At 72.3% G+C, this 23,335-nt stretch carries 20 protein-coding genes; 12 read left to right on the top strand and 8 right to left on the bottom strand.

Annotation, left to right across the window (positions count from 1 at the left end; all coding sequences use genetic code 11):
• Window positions 1-48 precede the first annotated feature (48 nt).
• Window positions 49-432 (top strand): RidA family protein, encoded by a 384-nt coding sequence (locus LNK82_RS43135; protein ID WP_230572599.1) that lies wholly within the window; start codon window positions 49-51, stop codon window positions 430-432.
• A gap of 3 nt (window positions 433-435) precedes the next feature.
• Here the strand turns inward: LNK82_RS43135 and LNK82_RS43130 are convergent, their stop codons facing one another.
• Together LNK82_RS43130 and LNK82_RS43125 are read right to left on the bottom strand one after the other, a co-directional pair.
• The gene (locus LNK82_RS43130) at window positions 436-1,335 is read right to left on the bottom strand and encodes a pentapeptide repeat-containing protein (protein WP_230572598.1); all 900 of its coding nucleotides are present in this window, start codon (window positions 1,333-1,335) and stop codon (window positions 436-438) included.
• Between the two features lie 286 nt (window positions 1,336-1,621).
• On the bottom strand, window positions 1,622-3,913 hold the full coding sequence (locus LNK82_RS43125; protein WP_230572646.1) for an ATP-binding protein: 2,292 nt from the start codon (window positions 3,911-3,913) through the stop codon (window positions 1,622-1,624).
• Window positions 3,914-4,020: 107 nt separating this feature from the next.
• On the opposite strand from LNK82_RS43125, the gene LNK82_RS43120 reads away from it, so the two are divergent.
• The gene (locus LNK82_RS43120; protein WP_230572597.1) at window positions 4,021-4,617 is read left to right on the top strand and encodes a hypothetical protein; all 597 of its coding nucleotides are present in this window, start codon (window positions 4,021-4,023) and stop codon (window positions 4,615-4,617) included.
• A gap of 37 nt (window positions 4,618-4,654) precedes the next feature.
• On the opposite strand, the gene LNK82_RS43115 is transcribed toward LNK82_RS43120, so the two are convergent.
• Together LNK82_RS43115 and LNK82_RS43110 are read right to left on the bottom strand one after the other, a co-directional pair.
• Window positions 4,655-6,184, bottom strand: a complete 1,530-nt coding sequence (locus tag LNK82_RS43115) for a S8 family serine peptidase (RefSeq protein ID WP_230572596.1) — start codon at window positions 6,182-6,184, stop codon at window positions 4,655-4,657.
• Window positions 6,185-6,332: 148 nt separating this feature from the next.
• Window positions 6,333-6,683: a DUF1844 domain-containing protein gene (locus LNK82_RS43110; protein ID WP_053722440.1), complete on the bottom strand. Its 351-nt coding sequence runs from the start codon at window positions 6,681-6,683 to the stop codon at window positions 6,333-6,335.
• A gap of 267 nt (window positions 6,684-6,950) precedes the next feature.
• Here LNK82_RS43110 and infC point away from each other — a divergent pair, with 267 nt between their 5' ends.
• The 4 genes from infC (at window position 6,951) to LNK82_RS43090 (ending at window position 9,158) form a co-directional block, all read left to right on the top strand.
• Entirely contained in the window at window positions 6,951-7,556 is a 606-nt protein-coding gene (gene infC, locus LNK82_RS43105) for a translation initiation factor IF-3 (protein ID WP_230572595.1), read from the top strand.
• Between the two features lie 73 nt (window positions 7,557-7,629).
• A complete protein-coding gene (gene rpmI / locus LNK82_RS43100; RefSeq protein ID WP_123746324.1) occupies window positions 7,630-7,824 on the top strand; it encodes a 50S ribosomal protein L35 in 195 nt (64 codons plus the stop codon).
• A gap of 99 nt (window positions 7,825-7,923) precedes the next feature.
• On the top strand, window positions 7,924-8,313 hold the full coding sequence (gene rplT, locus LNK82_RS43095; RefSeq protein ID WP_073892005.1) for a 50S ribosomal protein L20: 390 nt from the start codon (window positions 7,924-7,926) through the stop codon (window positions 8,311-8,313).
• A complete protein-coding gene (locus LNK82_RS43090) occupies window positions 8,310-9,158 on the top strand; it encodes a TrmH family RNA methyltransferase (RefSeq protein WP_230572645.1) in 849 nt (282 codons plus the stop codon). Before rplT ends, LNK82_RS43090 begins: the two co-directional genes overlap by 4 nt.
• A gap of 264 nt (window positions 9,159-9,422) precedes the next feature.
• Here LNK82_RS43090 and LNK82_RS43085 read toward each other — a convergent pair whose 3' ends face one another.
• The gene (locus LNK82_RS43085; protein ID WP_230572594.1) at window positions 9,423-12,224 is read right to left on the bottom strand and encodes a hypothetical protein; all 2,802 of its coding nucleotides are present in this window, start codon (window positions 12,222-12,224) and stop codon (window positions 9,423-9,425) included.
• Complete coding sequence (locus tag LNK82_RS43080) at window positions 12,221-14,008, bottom strand: HSP90 family protein (RefSeq protein WP_230572593.1); 1,788 nt, start codon at window positions 14,006-14,008, stop codon at window positions 12,221-12,223. Before LNK82_RS43080 ends, LNK82_RS43085 begins: the two co-directional genes overlap by 4 nt.
• Before the next feature lie 362 nt (window positions 14,009-14,370).
• Here LNK82_RS43080 and LNK82_RS43075 point away from each other — a divergent pair, with 362 nt between their 5' ends.
• The 5 genes from LNK82_RS43075 to sthA all read left to right on the top strand — a co-directional run bounded on the left by LNK82_RS43075 (window position 14,371) and on the right by sthA (window position 20,915).
• The gene (locus LNK82_RS43075; protein ID WP_230572592.1) at window positions 14,371-14,751 is read left to right on the top strand and encodes a hypothetical protein; all 381 of its coding nucleotides are present in this window, start codon (window positions 14,371-14,373) and stop codon (window positions 14,749-14,751) included.
• A gap of 277 nt (window positions 14,752-15,028) precedes the next feature.
• Window positions 15,029-16,096, top strand: a complete 1,068-nt coding sequence (pheS, locus tag LNK82_RS43070; RefSeq protein WP_230572591.1) for a phenylalanine--tRNA ligase subunit alpha — start codon at window positions 15,029-15,031, stop codon at window positions 16,094-16,096.
• A gap of 3 nt (window positions 16,097-16,099) precedes the next feature.
• Window positions 16,100-18,577, top strand: a complete 2,478-nt coding sequence (pheT, locus tag LNK82_RS43065) for a phenylalanine--tRNA ligase subunit beta (RefSeq protein WP_230572590.1) — start codon at window positions 16,100-16,102, stop codon at window positions 18,575-18,577.
• 306 nt (window positions 18,578-18,883) lie between these two features.
• Window positions 18,884-19,375 (top strand): hypothetical protein, encoded by a 492-nt coding sequence (locus LNK82_RS43060; RefSeq protein ID WP_230572589.1) that lies wholly within the window; start codon window positions 18,884-18,886, stop codon window positions 19,373-19,375.
• 112 nt (window positions 19,376-19,487) lie between these two features.
• On the top strand, window positions 19,488-20,915 hold the full coding sequence (sthA, locus tag LNK82_RS43055) for a Si-specific NAD(P)(+) transhydrogenase (protein WP_230572588.1): 1,428 nt from the start codon (window positions 19,488-19,490) through the stop codon (window positions 20,913-20,915).
• A 13-nt stretch (window positions 20,916-20,928) separates the two neighbouring features.
• Here sthA and LNK82_RS43050 read toward each other — a convergent pair whose 3' ends face one another.
• Window positions 20,929-21,558 carry an HAD family hydrolase gene (locus LNK82_RS43050; RefSeq protein ID WP_230572587.1) on the bottom strand — a complete coding sequence of 210 codons (630 nt, stop codon included), beginning with the start codon at window positions 21,556-21,558 and terminating at the stop codon, window positions 20,929-20,931.
• Between the two features lie 118 nt (window positions 21,559-21,676).
• On the opposite strand from LNK82_RS43050, the gene LNK82_RS43045 reads away from it, so the two are divergent.
• On the top strand, window positions 21,677-22,870 hold the full coding sequence (locus tag LNK82_RS43045) for a cytochrome P450 (RefSeq protein ID WP_230572586.1): 1,194 nt from the start codon (window positions 21,677-21,679) through the stop codon (window positions 22,868-22,870).
• Here the strand turns inward: LNK82_RS43045 and LNK82_RS43040 are convergent.
• Window positions 22,837-23,250, bottom strand: a complete 414-nt coding sequence (locus LNK82_RS43040) for a hypothetical protein (protein WP_230572585.1) — start codon at window positions 23,248-23,250, stop codon at window positions 22,837-22,839. The genes LNK82_RS43045 and LNK82_RS43040 overlap by 34 nt on opposite strands.
• Between the last annotated feature and the right edge of the window lie 85 nt (window positions 23,251-23,335).

Genomic DNA, 23,335 nt, shown 5'->3' with positions numbered 1-23,335 from the left:
CCGCCGCCACGCGGCCGACGGACCACCAGAGAGAGGAACGCACGACCCATGGCGAAGACCGAGATCAGGACCGCCGACGCGCCCACCCCCGTGGCCGCGTTCTCCCAGGGCGTCCGCAAGGGCCCCGTGCTCCAGGTGGCGGGCCAGGTCGCGTTCGACCCGGCCACCGGCACCATCGTCGGCGACACCGCGGCCGAGCAGACCAGGCAGGCGATGCGCAACGTGATCGCCGTGCTGGCGGCCGGCGGCGCGACCCTCGCCGACGTGGTGATGCTGCGCGTCTACCTCACCGACACCGCGCACTTCGCCGAGATGAACGCCGCCTACGGCGAGTTCGTCACCGAAGAGCCGTTCCCCGCCCGCACCACCGTCTACGTCGGCCTGCCCGACAAGCTGCTGGTCGAGATCGACGCGCTCGCGGTCGTGGAGTAGCCGTCAGGGAGTCGGGGCGTCCGGGGGCAGCTTCGCCTGCCCCACGTCCGCCCCGCTCAGCTTCGCCCCCCTCAAGTTTGCGTCTGTCAGGTCGACGCCACGCAGACTGGCGCCGCTGAGGTCCGCGTGTGCGAGCGACGTGCCGACGAACACGGCGTTGCCGAGGTTCGCGCCGACGAACCGCGAGTTGCCCAGCTCGGCTTGCACGAACTGCGCGCCTTCGAGGTCGGCGCCGCTGAAGTCGGCGCCGACCAGCTGCGCACGGAGCCACGAGGTGCCCGACAAGCAGGTGTTCCGCAGGTCAAGGGCGCTCGTACTGTCGTAGACCGCCAACCTGGTGAGCGTCGAGACCGCTACCCTCACGTCGTCGGCCGAATCGCAGGGGCGTGCCTGCCGCTGTGCCGCGGACCGGATGAAGGCCGCGAGCAGCCCGGCCGCGATCCCGGCCTCGCCGGGGGAATCCATGGCCACCCGTTCCAGCGCCAGGATGCCGCCGACGCGAACCTCCGGCTTGTCCGAGGCGAGCTGCCCCACCGCCTTGTCGTACCGGTCGTTCACCTGGCCCCGCGCGGCCAGCTCGACCTGTTCGCGGGTGGCCTGCACGGACAACGCGGTGACGGCCAGTGCCACGACCGCGGTCACCGACGTGATCAGGGACGTCCGCTCGGAGACCGACATCGACGCCCAGGCGGACCTCTGCCCACCGCTCGCCGTGCGCTCGCGGAAGCGCCGGGCGGCCAGCCACAGCAGCACACCGGCGACCGAGGCAACCACCATCAGGGGCACCATGTCGCGGCCCCAGCCGGTATTCGCCCACATGAAGGCCGACAGACCCACAATGAAGTGAGCCAGCAGCGCGAGGAGCGGCGGCCCGGCCGCGACGGCCAGCGCGAGCAGGGCCAACGCCAGCAGTGTTCGCCGCGCGACCGTCCGCAGCCTCTTCCTCTGCTCCGCGCTCCTGAGCTTCCGTGACCAGGCAGGGTCGACATCCCTCATGCTGGACACACTGCCAGTCCCACCGGCACTTGCCCGAATGGGCGGCCAACCGCACCGGCAGTTGCCCGAACGGGCGAACGCACGTACTTCTGCCGGTTGTTCTGCGTGGTGCCGGGATGGTGCAGGCGATTGACTGGGTGCACCCCCAAGTAGCACGCAGGCAGGGAAGGACCCGGCGATGGCTAGGAACGCATCACCGATCGGCTGACTCCACGGCCGCGGCCCGGTCGCGGGACACCCCAGCCTCGACCGGGTCGCCCAGGGCCTCGTGGACATCGGCCAACGCGCCGAGCACCACCGCCAAGCGCGGGTGCTCGTGCTCCTCGGCCACCGCCACCGCCCGCACCAGCTCGGCCCGCGCCCCCACCGCGTCACCCAGCTCGCGCAGCGCCAACCCCCGCAGGTACAGCGCGTCGCACAGGCTCGAGAGCGCGGTCGTCGCCCGCAGCAGCTCCAGCGCCTCGTCCACCGCCGCCAGCACCTCCGGCCACCGCTCCAACCGGCCCAGCGTGTCCGCCGTGCGCACCAGCAGCGTCGCCGACATCTCGCTCGCCATCACCGGCGCCAGGTCCAGCTTCCCCGACCGCACGTTCGCCAGCAGCTCCCGGTGCACCCGCACCGCGTCCTCGTACCGCGCCAACCCGTCGAGCACCAACCCCAAGCACGACAACGAGATCTGCTCACCCAGCGGGAACCCCGCCTGCCGGAACAGCTCCTGCGCCCGCACCGCGCTGACCTGCGCCTCCTCCAACCGCCCGGTCCGCAGCTCCGACACCGACCGGTAGTGCACGGCCCAGCCCTGCTCCGTCACGTCACCCGCCGCCACCGACGCGCGCCACGCCTCCTCGTACAACGCCAACGCCTCCGGGTACCGGCGCATCAGCACCGACAGCGTCCACGTCAGGAAGTTCAGCTGCACGGCCTCGTCGCGCACGCTGCCCAACGCCCGCGCCGCCGCCACCCCCGCGGTGAACACCTCGACCCAAGTCTCGGCCCGCCCGCGCTGGTCCGAGTACCAGTGCATCGCCGTGGCCAGCCGCAACACCTCCGCGTGCAACCCGTTCGAGCCCGCCCACCGCAGCGCGCCCAACCAGTTCGCGGCCTCCGCCGTCAACCACGCGTCCGCGTCCTCCTGGTTGCTCAACGGCCCCGACGGCGTCGTGCGCGCGTCCGGTCCGAAGAACCCGGCCGCCGTCACCGCCGTGCCCAGCAGCCAGTCCGCCATCCGCCGCCACCCCTGCGCCACCACCGGCGCCGGCTCCTCGTCGACCAGCCGTTCACCGGCGAACACCCGGATCAGGTCGTGGAACACGTACCGGCCGGGCACCTCCGCGGTGTCCAGCAGGCTCATGTCCACCAACTCCTCCAACGTGTCCTCGGCCGCGAACCGGTCCACATCGGCCAGCACCGCGGCCAGGTCCGGCCCGAAGTCCGCGCCCGGCACCAGCGACAACCGCCGGAACAACACCGCCGCCTTCGCCCCGAGCTGCCGGTACGACATCTCGAACGCCGTCCGCACCTGGAGGTCACCCGCCGTCAACGCCGACAACCGCCGCCGTTCGTCCACCAGCTGCCCGGCCAGGTGCCCGATCGTCCACTTCGGACGGCTCGCGAGCCGGTTGCCCGCGATCCGCAGCGCCAGCGGCAGGTGACCGCACAGCTTCGCCACCCGCGCCGTCGCCACCGGCTCCGCGCCCACCCTGGCCCGCCCGGCGATCGCGCCGAGCAGGTCGAACGACTCGACCGGGTCCAGCACGTCCAACCCCAGCCGACGGCCCGCCTCCAACCCGCCGAGCACCAACCGGGACGTCACCAGCACCAACGACCCCGACCCCGTCGCCAACAACGGCCGCACCTGAGCCTCGTCGGACGCGTTGTCCAGCACCAACAACGTCGACCGCTCCCGCAACCGCGCCCGGTACAGGTCCGAGCGCTCCGCCTCACCCGCCGGGATCTCCTTCTCCGGCACGCCCAGCGCCAACAACATCCGGTGCACGACCTCCGACGGGTGCACCGGCCGCACGTCCATCCCGCGCAGGTTGAAGAAGAAGCACCCGTCCGCGAAACGAGACGCCAACCGGTACGCCGCCCGCACCGCCAACGCCGTCTTCCCCGCGCCCGGCGGACCGTGCACCACGACCAACGACGTCGTCCGCGTCCCCTCCGCCACCGCCGCCAACTCGGCCAGCTCGCCCTCGCGACCCGTCAGGTCGGCCACGTCCGGTGGCAGCGCCGACGGCGTCGCGGGCGACGGCGCGCGCCGCGCCCGACCCTCCTTGGCCGCGTCCAGCAACTCCCGGATCTCGTGCTCCGCCAACGAGAGCACACCGGCCAGCGCCTCCACCGTGCGCCGCTGGGGCCCCTTCGCGCGACCGCGCTCCATGTCGCTGATCGCCCGCACGCTGACCCCGGAACCCTCCGCCAGCTCCTCCTGCGTCAACCGGACCCGCAGCCGGTGTGCGCGCAGCAGCTCACCGAACGTCATCCCCACGCTTGCGACATTAGTGCCACCGGCCGCGACACCGACCCGCGGTCGCGGCGACGACCGTCACGTCGGTTTCCCGTAACGCCCGCGTGGTAAGACCACACCTCATGAAGTGGTACGCGGATCGCCCGCCCCGGCTGGTGTGGCAAGTGGTCGCCGACCTGCTCGCGGTCGCCTGGACGTGGTTCTGGGTCGACGTCGCCAGGGCGGTGGGCGACGCGGTCCGCGCGTTGCGCGCGCCCGGCGACGGCCTGTCCCAGGCCGGGCAGAGCCTGGCCGACACGTTCGGCGACGCCGCCGCCAAGGCCCGCGAGGTGCCGCTGGTCGGCGGGAAGCTCGCCGACGCGCTCGAACGCGGCCGGTCCGCGGGCGGCACGCTGACCGACGCGGGCCAGGCCCAGGTGCAGGCCGTCGAGTCCACCGCGCTGTGGCTCACCACCGCGCTCATCGCCATCCCGCTGGCGTTCGTGCTGATCACGTGGCTGCCGCTGCGGCTGCGGTTCGCCCGACGGGCCGCGGTGGCGCGGCGGCTGCGTGACCAGGAGCGGTTCGACCTGCTCGCGCTCCACGCGTTGACCACGCTGTCGCTGCGCGACCTGGCGGCGTTCCCCGGCGACCCGGTGGAGGGCTGGCGGCGCCGCGACCCCGGGACCATCAAGGCACTGGCCGACCGGCGGCTGCGGGCCAGCGGCGTCCGACCGTGACGCCGGGGCCTCCGTCGACCCCGGCGTCACCTCGCGATCAGGCCAGGCGGTGCCAGAAGACCTGGCCCGTCGGGCCGTAGAGGACCACGTTCGAGTCGTTCTGCACGATCAGCCGGTCGGCCGCCGTGCCGTGCGTGCTGGTGTGCCACACCGGCTGACCGGCCGCCGTGTAGATCACCAGGTTGCCGTCGTGCTGGAGGACCACCCGGGCCGCGCCCGTGCCGTGCGTGCTGGTGTGCCACAGCGCCTGACCGGCCGCCGTGTACAGCACCAGGTTGCCGTCACCCTGCATGACCAGCGTGAACCGGCCGTCCTGGGACACCTTGGCCTGGCCCGCGCCGAGGCTCTCGCCCCGGACCAGCGTGTCGGCGCCCGGCTGCGGCGGCGGCGCGGAACCGGTGAACAGCAGCGCGTTCGGCGAGCCCGTGCCCGGGTTGCCCACCTTGTTCGGCGTCGCGGCGGACACCAAGGCGTCCCGGACCTGCTGCGGCGACGCGCCCGGGCTGCCCGCCAGCACCAGCGCGGCGGCGCCCGCCACGTGCGGCGACGCCATCGACGTTCCGCTGATCGTGTTCGTGGCGGTGTCGCCCGTGCTCCACGCCGACGTGATGCCCACGCCCGGCGCGAACACGTCCGTGCACGTGCCCCAGTTCGAGAACGTCGCCCTCGCGTCGGAGCTGTCCGAGGCGTTGACCGTGATCGCCTCCGCCACCCGGGCGGGGGAGTACGAGCACGCGTTGGCGTTCGAGTTGCCGGACGCGACGGCGTACGTGACGCCCGACGCGATGGACCGGCGCACGGCCGCGTCCAGCGTGTCGTTCGCGCCGCCGCCGAGGCTCATGTTCGCCACGGCGGGCTTCTGCGCGTTCGCCGTGACCCAGTCCACGCCCGCCACGACGCCCGCGATCGTGCCCGAACCGGAGCACGTGAGCACCTTCACGCCGTGCAGCCGGACGGCCTTCGCCACACCGTGCGCCGTGCCGCCGACCGTGCCCGCGACGTGCGTGCCGTGGCCGTTGCAGTCCGTGTTGTTGCCGTCACCGGTGGTGTTGGCGTCGAAGGTGGCCCGACCGCCGAAGTCCGCGTGCGTGGCGCGGATGCCGGTGTCGATGATGTAGGCGTGCACGTTGCCCGCCGTGGTCGCGTAGCCGTAGTTCGCGTTCAGGGGCAGGTCGCGCTGGTCGACGCGGTCCAGGCCCCACGACGGCGGGTTCGGCTGGTCGGCCAGGACGTCCACCCGCTGGTCCTGGGCGACGTAGGCCACCTCCGGGTCGGCCGCCAACCGCTTCGCCGCCCGTTCGCTCATGGTGGCGGCGAAACCGTTCAGCGCCGACCGGTAGCGGTGGGTGACGCGGGCGCCCACCTTCGCGGCCAGCACGTCCGTGCCGGCGCCGTCCTCCAGCACCACGATGTAGCTGCCCGGAACGGCCGTCGGGCCGCCGGCGTCGCGGATCTGCGGTTCGGCGGCCTGCGCGGGCGTCACGGCCAACGCCGCCGCCAACACCACCGCCGCACCGACACCGACCGCTCGGTCTGATCGAATCCAGGGCGCGCGGAACTCTCCCATGTCGGGTTCTCCCTCGTGCAGGGTCGAGGATCAGGAGTTCGCGCGAACCCCTCCGACCCTGGCACGCCCGCGTGTCGAACCTCCAGGTCCCGCGTGTCGAACCTTCGGCACCCGTGTGTCCTACGTTCGGAACACCTGAGTTCAACGCTCAGTACACGGGGCCGGTGTACTTCTCGCCCGGGCCCTGGCCCGGCTCGTCCGGGTACGCCGAGGCCTCGCGGAACGCCCGTTGCACGGACTGCAACCCCTCCCGCAGCGGCCCGGCGTGCGGGCCCAGGTACTCGGCGGACGCGGTGACCAGGCCGGCCAGCGCGGTGATCAGGCGGCGCGCCTCGTCGAGGTCGCGGCGGGGGCTGTGCTCGGGGTCCTCGTCGGCCAGGCCGAGGCGTTCGGCGGCGGAGGAGAGCAGCATGATCGCCGCCTTGCTGATCACCTCGACGCTGGGAACATCGGACAGGTCGCGGACGTTGTTCGAAGGCAGGTCGGTCACGGGAGCCATTCTCGCAACCGCCCCCGACCGGTCGCCGATTCGGGGGTTGACAAGGCCGTCTGCTACTATTCTCCGCGCGACCAGTCCCCACACGTGTGGGGACGGCAAGTGGAGCCCCGCTCCCACCCGAGTCTGCCGCTTCGTGCAGGTGGCCGGGTCCGGTCCATCGAAGGGTCGACTGCGCCCTTCGTTGTGCGATCGGTAGGAAGCGGGCCTCACACCGGGCAGGTGTGGGGCCTCTTGTCTTTGGCGCACAACGAGTCACAAAGGACGTGAATGACAAGTCCCTCGAACCGAGGTGCTCCGGTGAGCACCGAGCCGCGCATCAACGACCGCATCCGCGTGCCCGAGGTTCGTCTGGTCGGGCCGAACGGCGAGCAGGTCGGGATCGTTCGCATCGAGGACGCGCTCCGACTCGCCCAGGAATCGGATCTCGACCTCGTCGAGGTCGCCGCACAGGCTCGGCCGCCGGTCTGCAAGCTCATGGACTACGGCAAGTTCAAGTACGAGAGCGCGCAGAAGGCCCGTGAATCGCGCCGCAACCAGCAGCTGACGGTCATCAAGGAGCAGAAGCTCCGGCCGAAGATCGACCCGCACGACTACCTGACGAAGAAGGGCCACGTGGCCCGCTTCCTGTCGCACGGGAACAAGGTCAAGGTGACCATCATGTTCCGCGGCCGTGAGCAGTCCCGGCCGGAACTGGGTTACCGACTGCTGCAGAGGCTCGCCGAGGACGTCGCCGAGCTGGGGTTCGTCGAGTCGAACCCGAAGCAGGACGGCCGCAACATGATCATGGTGTTGGCGCCGCACAAGACCACGAAGACCCGTCCGATCAAGAACGACGGCGCCGACGAGGCGACGGACGAGTCTGTCGAAGAGTGATCTCCCGGCCTCCGGGCCGGGAGCAAGCATGGCCGCCCCCATCCCCGGTGGCTGCACGAGACTGAGGACGGAAATGCCCAAGAACAAGAGCCACAGCGGGACCTCCAAGCGCGTGAAGGTCACCGGCAGCGGCAAGCTCGTCCGCGAGAAGGCCGGCAAGCGCCACCTGCTGGAGAAGAAGTCCAGCAAGCTGACGCGCCGTCTCGCCGGCACGACCGAGGTCGCGAAGAACGACGTGCCACGGCTGAAGAAGCTGCTCGGCCTCTGAACGTCCGAGGCCGTCCGAGCCTCCGAGGCCTAAGACCTTCACCCCCTTGAACACCGGGGTCGGCCCCCACCGGCCCCACGAGATCGACAGGATGGACCCGTGGCACGCGTCAAAAGGGCAGTGAACGCCCAGAAGAAGCGCCGTACCACCCTTGAGCTCGCCAGCGGCTACCGCGGCCAGCGTTCGAGGCTGTACCGCAAGGCCAAGGAGCAGGTGCTCCACTCGCTCAACTACGCCTACCGGGACCGCCGCGCCCGCAAGGGTGACTTCCGGAAGCTGTGGATCCAGCGCATCAACGCCGGTGTCCGCGCCAACGGCATGACGTACAACCGCTTCATCCAGGGCCTGCGGCTCGCCGGCATCGAGGTGGACCGCAAGATCCTCGCCGAGCTGGCCGTCAGCGACCCCGGCGCGTTCACCGCGCTGGTCGAGGCCGCTCGCGCCGCTCTGCCGAGCGACGTCAACGCGCCCGTCGAGGACAAGGCCTGAGCGCGGACGATCGCGCACCACGACCCGGGGAAGCTCCGTTCACCGAACGGACTCCCCGGGTCGTTGCCGCTAGGCGGCTGACCAGGCGTTCCGGCCGCGACCGCGCCGAACGGTTCCTCGCCGAGGGTGCGCAGGCCGTGCGCGAGGCCCTGGCCTGGGCGGCAGCCGGGCGCGGCCGGGTGCACGAACTCTTCGTGACCGCCGACGCCACCACCCGCAACCGTCCGCTGGTGGATGCCGCGGTCGACGCCGGTGTGCCGGTCAGCGCCGTGACCGACAAGGCCGCCGCGGCGCTGTCGGAGACCGTGACGCCGCAGGGCATCGTTGCCTTGTGCTCGTTGGTGGACGTGCCGGTGGCGGAGGCGCTCGCGCCGGGCGTCCGGCTGGTGGCCGTGCTGCACGGCGTGGCGGATCCCGGCAACGCGGGCACGGTGGTGCGCGTCGCGGACGCGGCGGGCGCGGACGCGGTGATCTTCGCGGGCGACACGGTCGACCCGCACAACGGCAAGTGCGTGCGCGCGTCCACGGGCAGCGTGTTCCACCTGCCGATCGCGCGGGTGCGGGACGCGGGTGCGGCGTTCGCGGCGTGCCGGGAGGCGGGGCTGCGGCTGGTCGCGGCGGACGGGTACGCGCCGGAGGACCTGGTGACGGCCGACTTGCGCGGTGATCTCGCGGCGCCCACGGGGTGGGTGTTCGGCAGCGAGGCGCACGGGTTGCCGGATGAGGTCGTGGCGGGCTTGGACGCTTCGCTGAAGGTGCCGATCTACGGCGGGGCCGAGAGCCTCAACCTCGCGACTGCCGCGGCGGTGTGCCTTTACGCTTCGGCTCGCGCTCAGCGGGTCTGATAGCTCGTGGCTCGGCGGGGTCTGTCTGCTGGGGGCTTTTCTCGGGGCTTGTGCGGCCTGGTGGTGAGGGTCGGTGGCGGGTGGGGTGGGGCACGTGGTGCTGGTGCCTTGGCCGGCCTCCTTTCTTGTTCTAGGCGACGCACGAGTTCGATTTGGTTCTCGCCGGGACGGTGTTTCGCTCGATCTGGTGATCATGCTTGACATCCGTCCTTCGGCGGTGGCGGCGTGCTGACCAGCGGGTTTGATGGTCAGCACGCCGGATTGTCAGGTGTCCAGGCGGCTGGTCAGGGTGCGGAGCAGGGGGTCGCGCGAGGTCGGCTTGGACTGGGTTCGGAGGGCTTCTTCGAGCACGTTCGCGATGTCGCCGAGGATCTGCGGCGGCGTCTCGTCGGTGATCAGGGTCCCCGCGCGGCGGGCTTCGGCTTCCGCGTTGGTCGGGTCGCCCGATTCCAGGAGGAACCTGGCACCGCGCGCCACCAGGAACGTCTGCCAGTCCAGGTCACCCAGCTGGGCGGCCAGTTCTTCGGCGATGCCGTTCTGCTCGATCGCCGCCGCGTGTTCGCCAGCCTGGACGTGCAGGAACGCCCGGATCGCGGCGATGCGCGCGGTCAGGTGGGTGCGGTGGTCGGGGTCCTCCACGGCGGGCAGGAGTTGTTCCGCCGCGGTCAGGGTGGTCGCGCACTCGGCGGCCTCTTCGTTCGGCAGCGCGGCGGCGGCTTCGACCAGGGAGCCCGCGGCCTCGGCCGGTTCCGACACCTCCTGCCACGCCGCCGCGGCGCCCTGGTAGGCGGACGCGGCTTCCAGCGGCAGGTCGAGGCGGCGCAGGACTCCCGCCAGGACGTCCAGGACCATGGCACGCCGCCACGGCTCGTCGGCCGGCACCAGGCCCAGGGCGACTTCCAGGTGCCGACGGGCGGCCTCGGTCTCGTCCAGCCGGGCGCACACCTGACCCAGGCGGTAGCGGACGGGGACGATGACGTCCGGGTCCACCTCACCGCCGTCGATCACGCGCACGGCCTCTTCCAGGGCTTCGGCGGCCTCGACGAATCGGCCCGCCTTCAGGTAGCCGCCGGCCAGCGCGTAGCACGCCTTCGCCACGTCGTCCGGCACGCCGACCTCGTGCCCGATGGCGACCGCGTCACGCAGTTCCACCAGGTGCTCGGCCTCCAGCCCCAGCCGTTCGATCGACGCCACCCGCTGCCGGTGCGTCTCGGCCGTCCACGGTCCGCGCGGCGTGCTGAACGCGCCGACGAACTCGGCGGCGACGCGCACCGCGTCCTCCTCACCGCGCACGGTCCGGATCTTCAGCTGCAGGCGCAGCGCGTCGAACCGCACCGAGGACGACGGCGCGTCCGCCAGCACGGCCACGACCTCGGCGTGCGCCTCGTCCAGGTGACCCGTGGTGGCCAGGTGCTGGGCCCGGTCGCAGCGCGCCCGCGCCACCAGCTCCGGGACCTCGGCCCGGGCCAGCTCCAACGCCTCGGCGGTCAACGCGTCCAGCTCGTCGGTCTCGTCCTCGTCCGCCAGCAGGTCCGCCAGCAGCAGCCTGGTCAGCACCCGCGTGTACGGGGTGCCCGCGACCTCCGCCTCGGCCAGGCACGTGCGCGCCACCGCGATGGACGCGGCCGGCCCGTCGTCCTCGACGCGCAACCCCGCGCCCCGCGCCCGGAACCGGTTGGCCAGGTCGTGCTCGCCGCACGTGACCAGCCGCTCGACCGCCGCGTCCAGCTCGACCAGCACCTCCGCCTTCGGCCGCACGTGCGCGCTCACGATCGCCCGCCGCGCCGCGACCAGCGCGCCCAGGGACTCGGGCAGCAACGGGTCCATGTCCTCCGGCAACGACCTCAGCAGCCGCATGCCGGTGATGAACTCGCCGCTGTCGAACGCGTCGCACAGCTGTTGCGCCAGCTCCACCGGGTCGGCGACCGTCACCGGGTCTTCCTCGTCCACGACCGGAGCGGGCGTGGACGGGATCGGCACGGCCAGCGCCACGGGGATCGTGTCCGGCGCGGCCAGCGTCCGCCGGATGCGGGTGCTCACCGCGTCACTGCCGTTGCGCGCGTCGAACCTGGCCGCGATCTCCAGCGCCTGCGCCTGGAGCAGCTCGCGCAGCTCCGGCGCGGTCAGCACGGTCGTCCGCCCGTCCCGCGGCACGGCGAACTCCTCGTCCGCCGACACCCGGCTGAGCAGCAGCGCCGCGCCCGCGGCGAAGTGCATGGCCCGTGACGGGCTGGTGGAGTGGTGCACCCGGTGCAGGTGGCCGCGCAGCAGCTCCACGCCGCGCCGCACGTTGCCCGACGTCGCGCAGAACTCCAGGTGGTCGTCCAGGTAGCCGCCGACCAGGTCGTCGCGCACCAGCCGGTACGCCACGACGTGCGCCTGCCGGGCCCGGTCCACGTCGCCGAGCGCCACGAACGCGGGCGTCAACGTGGTCAGGATGCCCTGCGGCTGGGTGGCGCAGCCGGTGTCCTGCTCCAGCTGGTGCTCGGCGTGCGCGACGGCCTCGGCGTGCCTGCCCTGCCGGATCAGGTGCCCGGCCTGCTCCTCGACGACGCACGCCTCGCAGTCGCTCATCGGGCCCCGGTCCATCGCCAGGTACTTCGCGAAGTGCTCCCGGTAAGCCTCGTCGTCGCCGACGTGCGCGGCCAGGTCGGCCCGCGCGCCGTGCACCGGCTGCATCGAGTACCCGAGCCGCTGGTAGCGCTCGGCGAGCTGGTCGACGAACGACCCGATCTGCGCCAGCGTGAACCGCGGGTCCGCGATCAGGCCGCTGACGATCCACTTGTGCGCCCAGTCGTAGCTGTGCGTCTCCCACTCGTCGAACGCCGTGGGGTCGCGCTGCTCGGCCGTGCCGCACCAGGCGAACGGGGCCAGCATCAGGTCGTAGCGGCCGAGGTCGTAGGCCGAGCGGATCAGGGCGATCCGACAGCTCACGGCCAGCGGCAGGTGGTCGAGCGCGTCCGCGGCACGGGCCGCGCGCTCCAGCGCCTCGTGCCGCGCCATGCCCTCCGGCATGTGGTAGGCCTCGACGAACTGCCGCTCGGCGGCTTCCTTCTCCTCGTTCACAGGTGATCCCCCACAGCGCGGTCCAGCAGTTCCAGGAACGAGCGGTTCAGCGCCGCGGTGTCCTTCGGGCGCATCGGACGCCGTGCCTGCAGCAGTGCGTGCACGTACAGCGACTCCACGGTCAGCTCCACCAGCGCCGGGTCGGTCAGCTGCGCCAGCCGCCGCACCAGCGGGTTGCGGCAGTTGAGCACGAGCCGCTGCGCCGCGTCCGACGTCGACTCGACCAGGCTGCCCAGCAGCTCCGCCCACAGCGGGTCGGCCTGCTCGCCGACCTGCTGCGCGTCCCGCTTGCGCTCCGCTTCCACGTTCGTGACCAGCAGCGCGGGCAGCGAGCCCGGGTCGAAGTCCCGCGGCACGGCCTCGCAGTCGTGCCGTTCCAGCACGTCCTTGGCCGAGGTGAGCCGCTCGCGCAACGCGCGCTCCAGTTCGGCGTCCGGGTCGCCCAACGCGGCCAGCACCTCGCTCGGCGCGACCCGGCGCGCGGCGGTGGGGCCGTCCAGGGCGACCAGCCGTTCCATGATCTCCGCGTCGTAGGCGTAGCCCGCGTTGACCAGGCCCATGCCCTGCGCGTGCGCGACCGGCGCGAGCTGGCGGAACTCGTCCACGTCCGGCACGTGCGCGATGACGCCGTGCTTGCGGCGGAACTGGCGCAGCGACTGCGGGCCGTCGGTGGTCTCGAACGGCAGCCACCGCTCGACCAGCCGCAGCATCTCGTCGTCCACCCTGGCCAGCGACTTGATGCCCAGGTGGTGCGCGTCGAGCAGGGCCCGGGTGCGGTCGGGGTCGGTCGCGTCGAGCCGGACCAGCCAGTCGCGGACCTGGCGGCCCAGCTCCTCGCGCACGGCGAGCAGCGTCTCGTCCTGGTAGAGCGACTCGCGGCTCGCGGTGGGCCGCAGCGACGTCGAGTCGACCACGCAGCGCACGAAGTACGCCCACTCCGGCAGCAGGCCTTCGATGGAGTCGCCGACGAGCATCCGCTTGAGGTACACGCGGTGCGACTGGCGGGCGCCGGGGTGCACGCCGCGCGGCAGCACGTAGGCGACGCCCTTGAGACCGACGGTCGGGACCTCGACCGGGATCGCGTCGAACGGCTGGACGCCCAGCACCTTCTCGCCGTAGGCCAGGGCGTCCTCGACCCACGGCAGCTCGCCGTGGGTGACGACCTCGTCACCGACGCGGACCGTCACCGGCAGGAGTGCGCCGTACTCGGTGACGAGCGCCTTGACCACGTCGTGCTCGAGCCAGTGCTCGGAGTCGCGGTGCGGCACCAGCTCGATGGTGGTGCCGACCGGAATGTCGAGGTCGGCGGCGTCGGCTGAAGTCGGATTGTCGGCTCCGCCGACGACCTCCACCTCGTAGTTGCCCGCCGCGTCGGCCGTCCACCGCACGGCCGGCCCGCCCTTGACCGAGCGGCTGACGAGCCGGATGCGCTCGGCGACCAGGAACGCCGACAGCAGGCCGACGCCGAACTGGCCGAGGAAGCCCTGGCGGGCGAAGCCCAGGTCGTCGCGCTTGGACGTGCGGCCGAGCGTGGACAGCAGGTCGTGCACCTCGCGCTCGGTCAGGCCGATGCCGGTGTCGGTGATGCGGAGGGTGCCGCCGGAGGACCCGACCGGCTCGATCACGACCTCGCCCGGCGCGTCCGGTTGCAGCGCGCGGCGGGCGGTGATCGCGTCCACCGCGTTCTGCAGGAGCTCGCGCGCGTACACGCGGGGGCTGCTGTAGAGGTGGTGGCTGAGCAGGTCGATGATCCCGCGCAGGTCGACACCGAAGGTGTGTGCCATGGGAGTGGAGTTCACCTCGGGTCAGGTCACGGGGGAGGGACGATTCTAAGGGCGTGCCGGCGGCTTGTGACCCGGTTTTCCGCTGATCGCCCGCCGGGGTCCTGCTCGCGCGGTAGAGACTGCCACGCCCCACCGACAATTCCCGGAACCGAAGAGCCGGTCGGCCGCACGCCCGGCCGTCCGAGCCGCCGGTGCGTGGCGGACACAGCGGGTGGTCGGTCGACCCTGCTCGGTGTGACGCGGTCCGTCCTGCCGGACGAGTCGTCGCCCGGGCTTACGCCGCGTGATTTCGAGGTTCATACTCCAAATGGACCTATTGGAGCGCCCGGTCGGGTGGTGGGCGCTGCTCCGAGAGGGCTGTCATGCGGTTTCCGCGATTTCGTTTCTTCACGTGGTTCATCCTCGCGATCAACCTCTTGTTCCTGATCTGGATCATCGCGGGTGTGAGTGGGAGCGCCGACACCCCGTGCGAGGGCCTCGACCAAGAGGCGTGTGACGCGGCCAGGGCCGTGGGCACGGGCATCGGCGTGTCCCTGATCGTGGCATTCTGGCTCGCTGCGGACGTCATCCTAGGCGTGCTCTGGCTGATCACCCGGCGTAAGACGCGCGATTGCCCGGTCTGCGGCCGTTCGGTCAAGCGCGGTGCGACGGCGTGCGCGGGTTGCGGCTACGACTTCGCCGCGGCAGCGGCCCATGGAATGCGCACGCGGCAGTCGCCGCCGAATCCGGATGCGCAGACGTAGGGCTGGCGATTCGAGCGGAACGCCTGCGCCGGACAAGGGGCCCGTCGGTCATGTGACGGCGTCATCGTCATTCGGCGAAACGGCGGAATTGCCACGCCGGTGGTTCACGACGTCGCGTTCCGATCACTCGGTCGCGGGATGGACGTCACGGAGAACGGCCCGAACGGGCGGTGCCGCAGGCCGGTCGGGGCCGATCACCTAGGATCGACCCGCCGCTCCGCATGCCGTGCGGAGGGCTGACCACCAAGTTGTCCGTGACGGGAGCTGTCCACCAACCATGTCCGGAGCCAACGACCCGTACGACCCCAAGCAGGTCGCGGCGCTCTCCCCGGAAGCGCTCGACGCGGCGGTCGAGCAGGCTCGTGAGGCGTTCGCGAAGGCGGCCGACCTCGACGAGCTCGCCGCCGTGAAGCCGAGCCACCTGGGCGACCGCTCGCCGGTCCTGCTGGCCCGCCGCGAGATCGGCGCGCTGCCACCCGCCGCGAAGGCGGAGGCGGGCAAGCGGGTGAACGAGGCGCAGAACGCGGTCAAGGCCGCGTTCGAGGAGCGCCGCGCCCGGCTGCAGGCCGAGCGCGACGACCGGGTGCTGCGCGAGGAGACGGTCGACGTCACGCTGCCGTGGGACCGCGTGCCCCGCGGCGCCCGCCACCCGATCTCCACCCTCGCCGAGCGCATCGGCGACGTCTTCGTGGCCATGGGCTACGAGGTCGCCGAGGGCCCGGAGCTGGAGACGGAGTGGTTCAACTTCGACGCGTTGAACTTCGGCAAGGACCACCCGGCGCGCTCCATGCAGGACACGTTCTACGTGGCGCCCGCCGACTCCGGCCTGGTCCTGCGCACGCACACCAGCCCGGTGCAGGCCCGCACCCTGCTCGACCGCGAGCTGCCCGTGTACGTGGTCTGCCCCGGCCGCACGTTCCGCACCGACGAGCTGGACGCCACCCACACCCCCGTCTTCCACCAGGTCGAAGGCCTGGCGGTGGACAAGGGCCTGACCATGGCGCACCTGAAGGGCACGCTCGACGCGTTCGCCCGCGCCATGTTCGGCGAGGACTCCAAGACCCGCCTGCGGCCCAGCTTCTTCCCGTTCACCGAGCCGTCCGCCGAGGTGGACGTCTGGTTCCCGGAGCGCAAGGGCGGCGCCGGCTGGGTCGAGTGGGGCGGCTGCGGCATGGTCAACCCCAACGTGCTGCGCAACTGCGGCGTCGACCCCGACGTGTACTCGGGGTTCGCGTTCGGCATGGGCCTGGAGCGCACGCTGCAGTTCCGCAACGGCCTGCCCGACATGCGGGACATGGTCGAAGGCGATGTCCGCTTCACCCAGCCATTCGGAACGGAGGCCTGACCGGTGCGCATTCCGGTTACCTGGCTGGTCGAGAACCTCGAGTTCGCCGAGACGCCCACGCCCGAGCAGCTCGCCGAGGCGTTCGTCCGGATCGGCATCGAGGTCGAGGACGTCCACAAGCTCGACTCGGTCACCGGCCCGCTCGTCGCGGGTCGCGTGGTGGAGATCGAGGAGCTGACCGAGTTCAAGAAGCCGATCCGCTACTGCCAGGTCGAGGTCGGCCCGGACCAGATCAACGGCATCGTCTGCGGCGCGTCGAACTTCCAGGAGGGCGACACCGTCGTGGTGGCGCTGCCCGGCGCGGTGCTGCCCGGCGACTTCACCATCTCGGCGCGCAAGACCTACGGCAAGACCAGCAACGGCATGATCTGCTCGGCCCGCGAGCTGGGCCTCGGCGACGACCACGCGGGGATCATGGTGCTGCCCAGCGGCACCGCGCAGCCCGGTGACGACGCCCTGGAGCTGCTCGGCCTGGGCGACACGGTGATCGAGGTCGCGCCGACGCCGGACCGCGGCTACGCGTTCTCCGTGCGCGGCCTGGCCCGCGAGATCGCGTGCGCGTTCGACGTTCCCTACCGCGACCCCGGCACGGCCGAGGTGCCCGAGGGCGAGGGCGAGGTCCTGCCGGTCACCATCGAGGACGAGCGCGCGTGCCCCCGGTTCGTGGCCCGCCGCGTCAGCGGGGTGGACCCGACCGCGCCGACGCCGTGGTGGATGCGCCGGCGGCTGATGCTGGCGGGCATCCGGTCGATCTCCCTGCCGGTGGACGTCACCAACTACGTGATGCTGGAACTGGGCCAGCCGCTGCACGCGTTCGACGCGCAGTCGGTCAAGGGCGGCCTGGTGGTGCGGCGCGCGGCGGCCGGCGAGAAGCTGACCACGCTGGACGAGCAGGTCCGCGTCCTGGACCCGGACGACATCGTGATCGCCGACGACACCGGCGTGATCTCGCTGGCCGGCGTGATGGGCGGCGCGAGCACCGAGGTGTCCACGACCAGCTCGGACATCCTGCTGGAAGCGGCGAACTGGGACCCGGCGTCCATCGCGCGCACGGTGCGCAGGCACAAGCTGCCCAGCGAGGCGGCGAAGCGGTTCGAGCGCACGGTGGACCCGGCGCTGGCGCCGGTCGCGCTGGAGCGCGCGGCCCGGCTGCTGGACATGTTCGGCGACGGCAGCATCAAGCCCGGCCGCACCGACGTCGGCACGCCCGCGCAGCCGTTGCCGGTGTCGATGCCGATCAACCTGCCCGACCGGGTCGCCGGCGTGAACTACGCCCGCGGCGTGACCGCGCGCCGGCTCGGCCAGATCGGCTGCCTCGTCGAGGTCACCACGGGCGACGACGGCGCGACCATGGTCACCGCGGTCCCGCCGACGTGGCGCGCGGACCTGACCCAGCCCGCGGACCTGGTGGAGGAGGTGCTGCGGCTGGAGGGCTACGACACGATCCCGTCCACGCTGCCGCCCGCGCCCGCCGGCCGGGGGTTGACCGAGCAGCAGCGCCGTCGCCGCACGGTGTCGCGCGCGTTGGCGGAGAACGGGTTCGTCGAGGTGAAGCCGTTCCCGTTCGTCGCGCCGTCGGTGTTCGACGAGCTGGGCCTGCCCGAGGGCGACGTGCGCCGCAACACGGTGAGCGTGCTGAACCCGTTGGAGTCGGACAAGCACGCGCTGGCGACCACGCTGGTGCCGGGGCTGCTGGAGACCGTGCAGCGGAACCTGGCGCGCGGCCAGAAGGACATCGCGCTCTACTCCATCGCCCAGGTGACGTTGCCGCGCACGCAGCAGGTGCCGGTGCCGCAGGTGGGCGTGGGCGAGCGGCCGTCGGACGCGCAGGTGGCGTCGTTGCTGGCGGCGCTGCCGCAGCAGCCGGTGCACGTGGCGGCCGTGCTGGCGGGCCACCGCGAGCGGGCGGGCTGGTGGGGCAAGGGCAGGCAGGCGGACTGGGCGGACGCGGTGCAGGCCGCGCGGCTGGTCGGCCAGGCCTACGGGGTGGAGCTGACCGTGGTCGCCTCCGACCTCGCGCCGTGGCACCCCGGCCGGTGCGCCGAGCTGCGCGTCGGCGACTGGCCCGTGGGTCACGCGGGCGAGCTGCACCCGAAGGTCGTGGAGGCGCTGGGGCTGCCGAAGCGGACCGTGGCGATGGAGCTGGACCTCGACGCGCTGCCGTTGAGCGACAACCGGCCCGCGCCGGTGGTGTCGGCGTACCCGCCGGTGCTGCTGGACGTGGCCGTGGTCGTGCCGGTGGACGTGCCCGCCGAGCAGGTGGCACGGGTGCTGCGCGCGGGCGGTGGGGCGTTGCTGGAGGACATCCGGCTGTTCGACGTCTACACCGGCGACCAGGTCGGCGACGGCAAGCGGTCGCTGGCGTACTCGCTGCGGTTCCGCGCGCCGGACCGCACGTTGACCGTGGAGGAGGCGACGGCGGCGCGTGACGCGGCCGTGGCCGCCGCGGCGGAGCGCTTCGGCGCCGTGCTGAGAAGCTGACGCGGGTGTCCCGGATCCGCACCACTGCGGGTCCGGGACTACGCCGCGCGGGTGAATCACCCGGTGGCGGATACCGGAGAACGTGCAGTTCACGCGCGGTCGCGTGACGTGTCAAGAGGTCCAAAGGCCTGTCTTTCCGGGTCGGCCAGGTCCTTGCGCACAGGTTGAACGTTCTCCAAGATTGGCTTCGCGGCCCGCTGGGCCGAGGGGCGAAGCGATGAACCGCCGGGCGAGTCTGGTCGCCGGTCCGACGGGGAGCTAGCGGCGAACCCACCGCCTGGAGCAGCAATCGAGTGAGGTTGCCTCATGCGCAGCTTGGGCCCGCGGATGGAAGTCGCCGTCGCCATGACCATCCTCGGCGTGGGTGCCGCCGTGGTGGCTGCCATGCACCTGACCTGGCCCGAACCCGAACTGCCCGCGATGGCGTACTCGGTGAGCGGCGGCGAGGTGTCGAACCTGGAGCCCTTCGAGATCAACGACGTCTCCGGCGGCGCGGTCGAGTTGACGCCGGGCAGCGAGGGCTTCCGCCTGGTGCGGCTGTCGAACCCGAACACCGTGGACATCGTGGTGCTGACGCTGGAGGCCGAGCCGGGCCAGCCGTTGGACGCCGCGCGCAACCGGGTGCCGGACTGCCCGTCCGGCGTGCTGACCGTGGTGCCGATGGCCGAGCCGGTCACCATCCCGCCGGCGGGCGAGGTCGAGGTGGAGATGGTCGTGCGGATCGCGCACGACGTGCCGGGCGCGTGCAAGGACCTCGTGTTCCCGCTGACCTACTCGGGTCGGGCGGCGCGCACCTGACGGGTGCCGGCTTCCCCGGGAGCGCCGCCGACGCCTGCCGGATCGCCGACACGGGTGAGCACGTCCGCGGAGCCGCCACCGCGGAGCGGCGGTGTGTGCGACGCTTCGGCGTATGACTGCTGCGGGCGCACGCGAGTACGACTACGACCTGTTGGTGATCGGCTCGGGCCCGGGCGGGCAGAAGGCCGCCATCGCGGGCGCCAAGCTCGGCAAGCGGGTCGCGATCGTCGACCGCGCCGACATGGTGGGCGGCGTGTGCGTGAACACCGGCACCATCCCGTCGAAGACGTTGCGCGAGGCCGTGATGTACCTGACCGGCCTGAGCCAGCGCGACCTGTACGGCGCGAGCTACCGCGTGAAGCAGGACATCACGATCAGCGACCTGCTCTCCCGCGCGCAGCACGTGATCGGCCGCGAGGTCCAGGTCGTGCGCGCGCAGCTGCACCGCAACCAGGTCGACCTGCTCACCGGCACCGCCCGGTTCGTCGACCCGCACACGGTCGCGGTGGACGGCGGGCACCGCGGCGAGCACCACCTGATCACCGCCGGGCACGTCGTGATCGCCACCGGCACCCGTCCCGCCCGACCGGACCAGGTGGACTTCGACGAGATCCGGGTGCTGGACTCCGACGAGGTGCTGGCGCTGGAGGAGATCCCGTCGTCCCTGGTCGTGGTGGGCGCGGGCGTGATCGGCATCGAGTACGCGTCGATGTTCGCCGCGCTGGGCAGCCGGGTCACGGTGGTCGAGCAGCGCGACCGGATGCTCGACTTCTGCGACCCGGAGATCGTGGAGTCGCTGAAGTTCCACCTGCGCGACCTGGCGGTGACGTTCCGGTTCGGCGAGAAGGTCGTCAACGTCGACGTGTCCGACTCCGGCACGGTCACCACGCTGGCCAGCGGCAAGCGCATCCCCGCCGCCGCGGTGATGTACTCGGCGGGCAGGCAGGGCAACACCGAGGCGCTCGACCTGGACAAGGCGGGCCTCGAAGCGGACCACCGCGGCCGGCTGACCGTGGACGAGCACTACCGCACGCCCGTCGAGCACATCTACGCGGTCGGCGACGTGATCGGCTTCCCGGCGCTGGCCGCCACGTCGATGGACCAGGGCCGCCTCGCCGCCTACCACGCGTTCGGCGAGCAGGCGCGCGAGCTGTCCTCGTTGCAGCCGATCGGGATCTACACCATCCCGGAGATCTCCTACTGCGGCGCCACGGAGGCCGAGCTGACGTCGTCCGCCGTGCCGTACGAGGTGGGGCTGGCGCGGTACCGCGAGCTGGCGCGCGGCTCGATCGTCGGCGACGCCTACGGCATGCTCAAGCTGCTGGTGTCCACTGTGGACCGCAAGCTGCTCGGCGTGCACCTGTTCGGCACCGGCGCGACCGACCTCGTCCACATCGGGCAGGCGGTCATGGCGTGCGGCGGCACGGTGGACTACCTGGTGGACACCGTCTTCAACTACCCGACGCTGTCCGAGGCGTACAAGGTGGCCGCGTTGGACGCCACGAACAAGATGCGCGCGCTGGAGCGCTTCGGCTCCTGATCGCGAGCCCCGATCACGCGAGCAGGGTCGTGACGAGGTGCAGGCGGGCGTCGTCGACGTCCCGCAGCGGCGGCACGAGCAACGTCGGCAGGCCGACCTCGACGCCCGCGCCGTCGTGCGTCGAGCGGTCGCCGACCATCAGCGTCTCCTCGGGCGCGGTGTCGAGCTCGCGCAGCGCGAGGCGGAAGATCGCCGGGTCGGGCTTCACCACGCCGTGCTCGAAGGACAGCACGAACGAGTCGACCGGCAGGTCGGCGAACGCGGGCCGGATGTCGAAGTGGATGTCGCTGAGCACCCCGATCCGCACGCCGGCCTCCCGCAGCGCCCGCAACGTCGGCCCGGCGTCCACCGCGAACGGGGTGAACGCCGGGTCGGACTCCACCGCGTACAGCGAGTCGGCCAGCTCCTGGTCCAGCCCGGCCGCCCGGAACGCCCCGTAGTAGGTCTCCCGGTGCAGCGCGGCGTCCGCGTCGACGCCGGGCGCGTCCAGCCCGGTCACGTCCAGCGCCGCGATCACCTCGGCGGTCCGGTCGGTGCCGCGGCCGATCCGGCGCAACGCCTCCGCCACCCACCCGCGGAACGTGGGCGTGAGCACGAGCGTCCCCCGCCAGTCGAAGATCACGGCCCGCAGGCGTCCGGCCATCGGCGGCACGCTCCTCGTCATCACGGTGGGTAGTCGGCGACTCACTCGTGCGAAGGCTCGCGCACGACCGCGCCACGTCGCTACGTTTTTTCGCAGGACCCCGAGGGTTGGAGGCGGCATGGCCGCGAAGCCGACGACGCCCCTGATCTACCGCCGGGTGGGGTTCGACCCCCACCCCGACCTGACGGAGATCCGCGAGGACGGCGGGGTGCGCCGGATCGACTCGCCCGCGCTGGGCACGTCGGTGTGGGTGGTCACCCGGATCGAGGACGTCCGGGTGGTCTACAGCGACTCCCGGCGGTTCGGCATCTCGGCCCACCACCTGGTGCCGGGCGCGCCCGCGTTGACCGACGAGGAGCTGGCCGCCGTGCGGCCGGGCAACATGCTCGCGTTCGACCCGCCCGAGCACACCCGACTGCGCCGGACGCTGGCGCCGGAGTTCACCGCCCGCCGGATGCGCCGGCTGGAACCGCGCGTCCACGACATCGTGCGCGACCACCTCGACGCGATCGAGCGCAAGGGGCCGCCCGCCGACCTGGTGGCCGACTTCGCGCTGCCCGTGCCGGCGCTGGTGATCTGCGAGCTGCTCGGCGTGCCGTTCGAGGACCGCGACACCTTCCAGGACCGCTACACGAGGTTCTTCGACGCGGCGCTGTCGTTCGAGGAGCGGCTCGCCCTGCAGTACGAGACCAAGGCGTACCTGGCCGACCTGGTCGCGCGGGCCAGGGTCGAGCCGGGCGACGACCTGCTCGGCATGCTCGCGCGCGACGAGGCCGCCGCCCTCGACGACCGCGAGATGGTCGGCATCGCGGACCTGCTCCTGCTGGCCGGCCACGAGACCACGGCCAACATGCTCGGCCTCGGCGTGCTCGCCCTGCTGCGCCACCCCGACCAGCTCCGGCTGCTGCGCGACGAGCCCGAGCGCGCCGACGCGGCCGTGGAGGAACTGCTGCGGTGGCTGACGGTCGTGCACACCGGCGTGCCGCGGATCACGACCGCCGAGGTGGAGCTCGGCGGTCACACCCTCGGCCCCGGCGAGCTGATCCTCTGCTCGCTGCCCACCGCCAACCGCGACCCCGATCTCGTGCCGGACCCGGACGGGCTGGACATCACCCGTGACGCGGGCGGCCACGTCGCGTTCGGCCACGGCGTCCACCACTGCCTCGGCGCGCCGCTGGCCAGGATCGAGATGCGGATCGCCTTCCCCGCCCTGGCGCGCCGGTTCCCCGGTCTGCGCCTGGTCGGGCCGGAACCCGACTACCGCTCCCAGCGGATCGTCTACGGCCTCGGGGCACTGCCCGTGACGTGGTGACGGCGGCGCGGCGAGCGCCCGAGGCCCGCGACGGCCGCGAGCGCGAAGCCGCCGAAGACCAGGCCGATGCCGAAGCCCGCGTCGCCGGGTCGGGCCGGCCTGCTCCCGGCGGCCGGGTCGCCGGCGGGGATCGGGGCGCCCGGGAACGGGTCGCGGCCCGGGAACCCGTCGGAGTGCACCGAGCCGACGGGTGTCGGCGCGGAGTCGCACACCACGTCCAGGCCGATGACGGTCATCCCCACGATCGCGGTGAGCACGCCGAGCCAGGCGAGCAGGTTCAGCCACGGCCGTCCGGCGAGCGGACCCGGATAGCCGTCGCGCGGACGTCGTGGTCCGGGTGAGAAGTGCCCCCGTGCGTGGTCGTGCGGATGGTGTATCACGATGAACCCCCCAGTTCCCGTACAGGAAAGCATGACACCGGCACCCGCGCCGCTCCATTAGCCGAACCGATTTGAGTACCTTTGC

Source organism: Saccharothrix luteola (assembly GCF_020859565.1).
GTDB lineage: Bacteria > Actinomycetota > Actinomycetes > Mycobacteriales > Pseudonocardiaceae > Actinosynnema > Actinosynnema luteola.
This window is presented reverse-complemented; position numbering and strand designations above follow the sequence as displayed.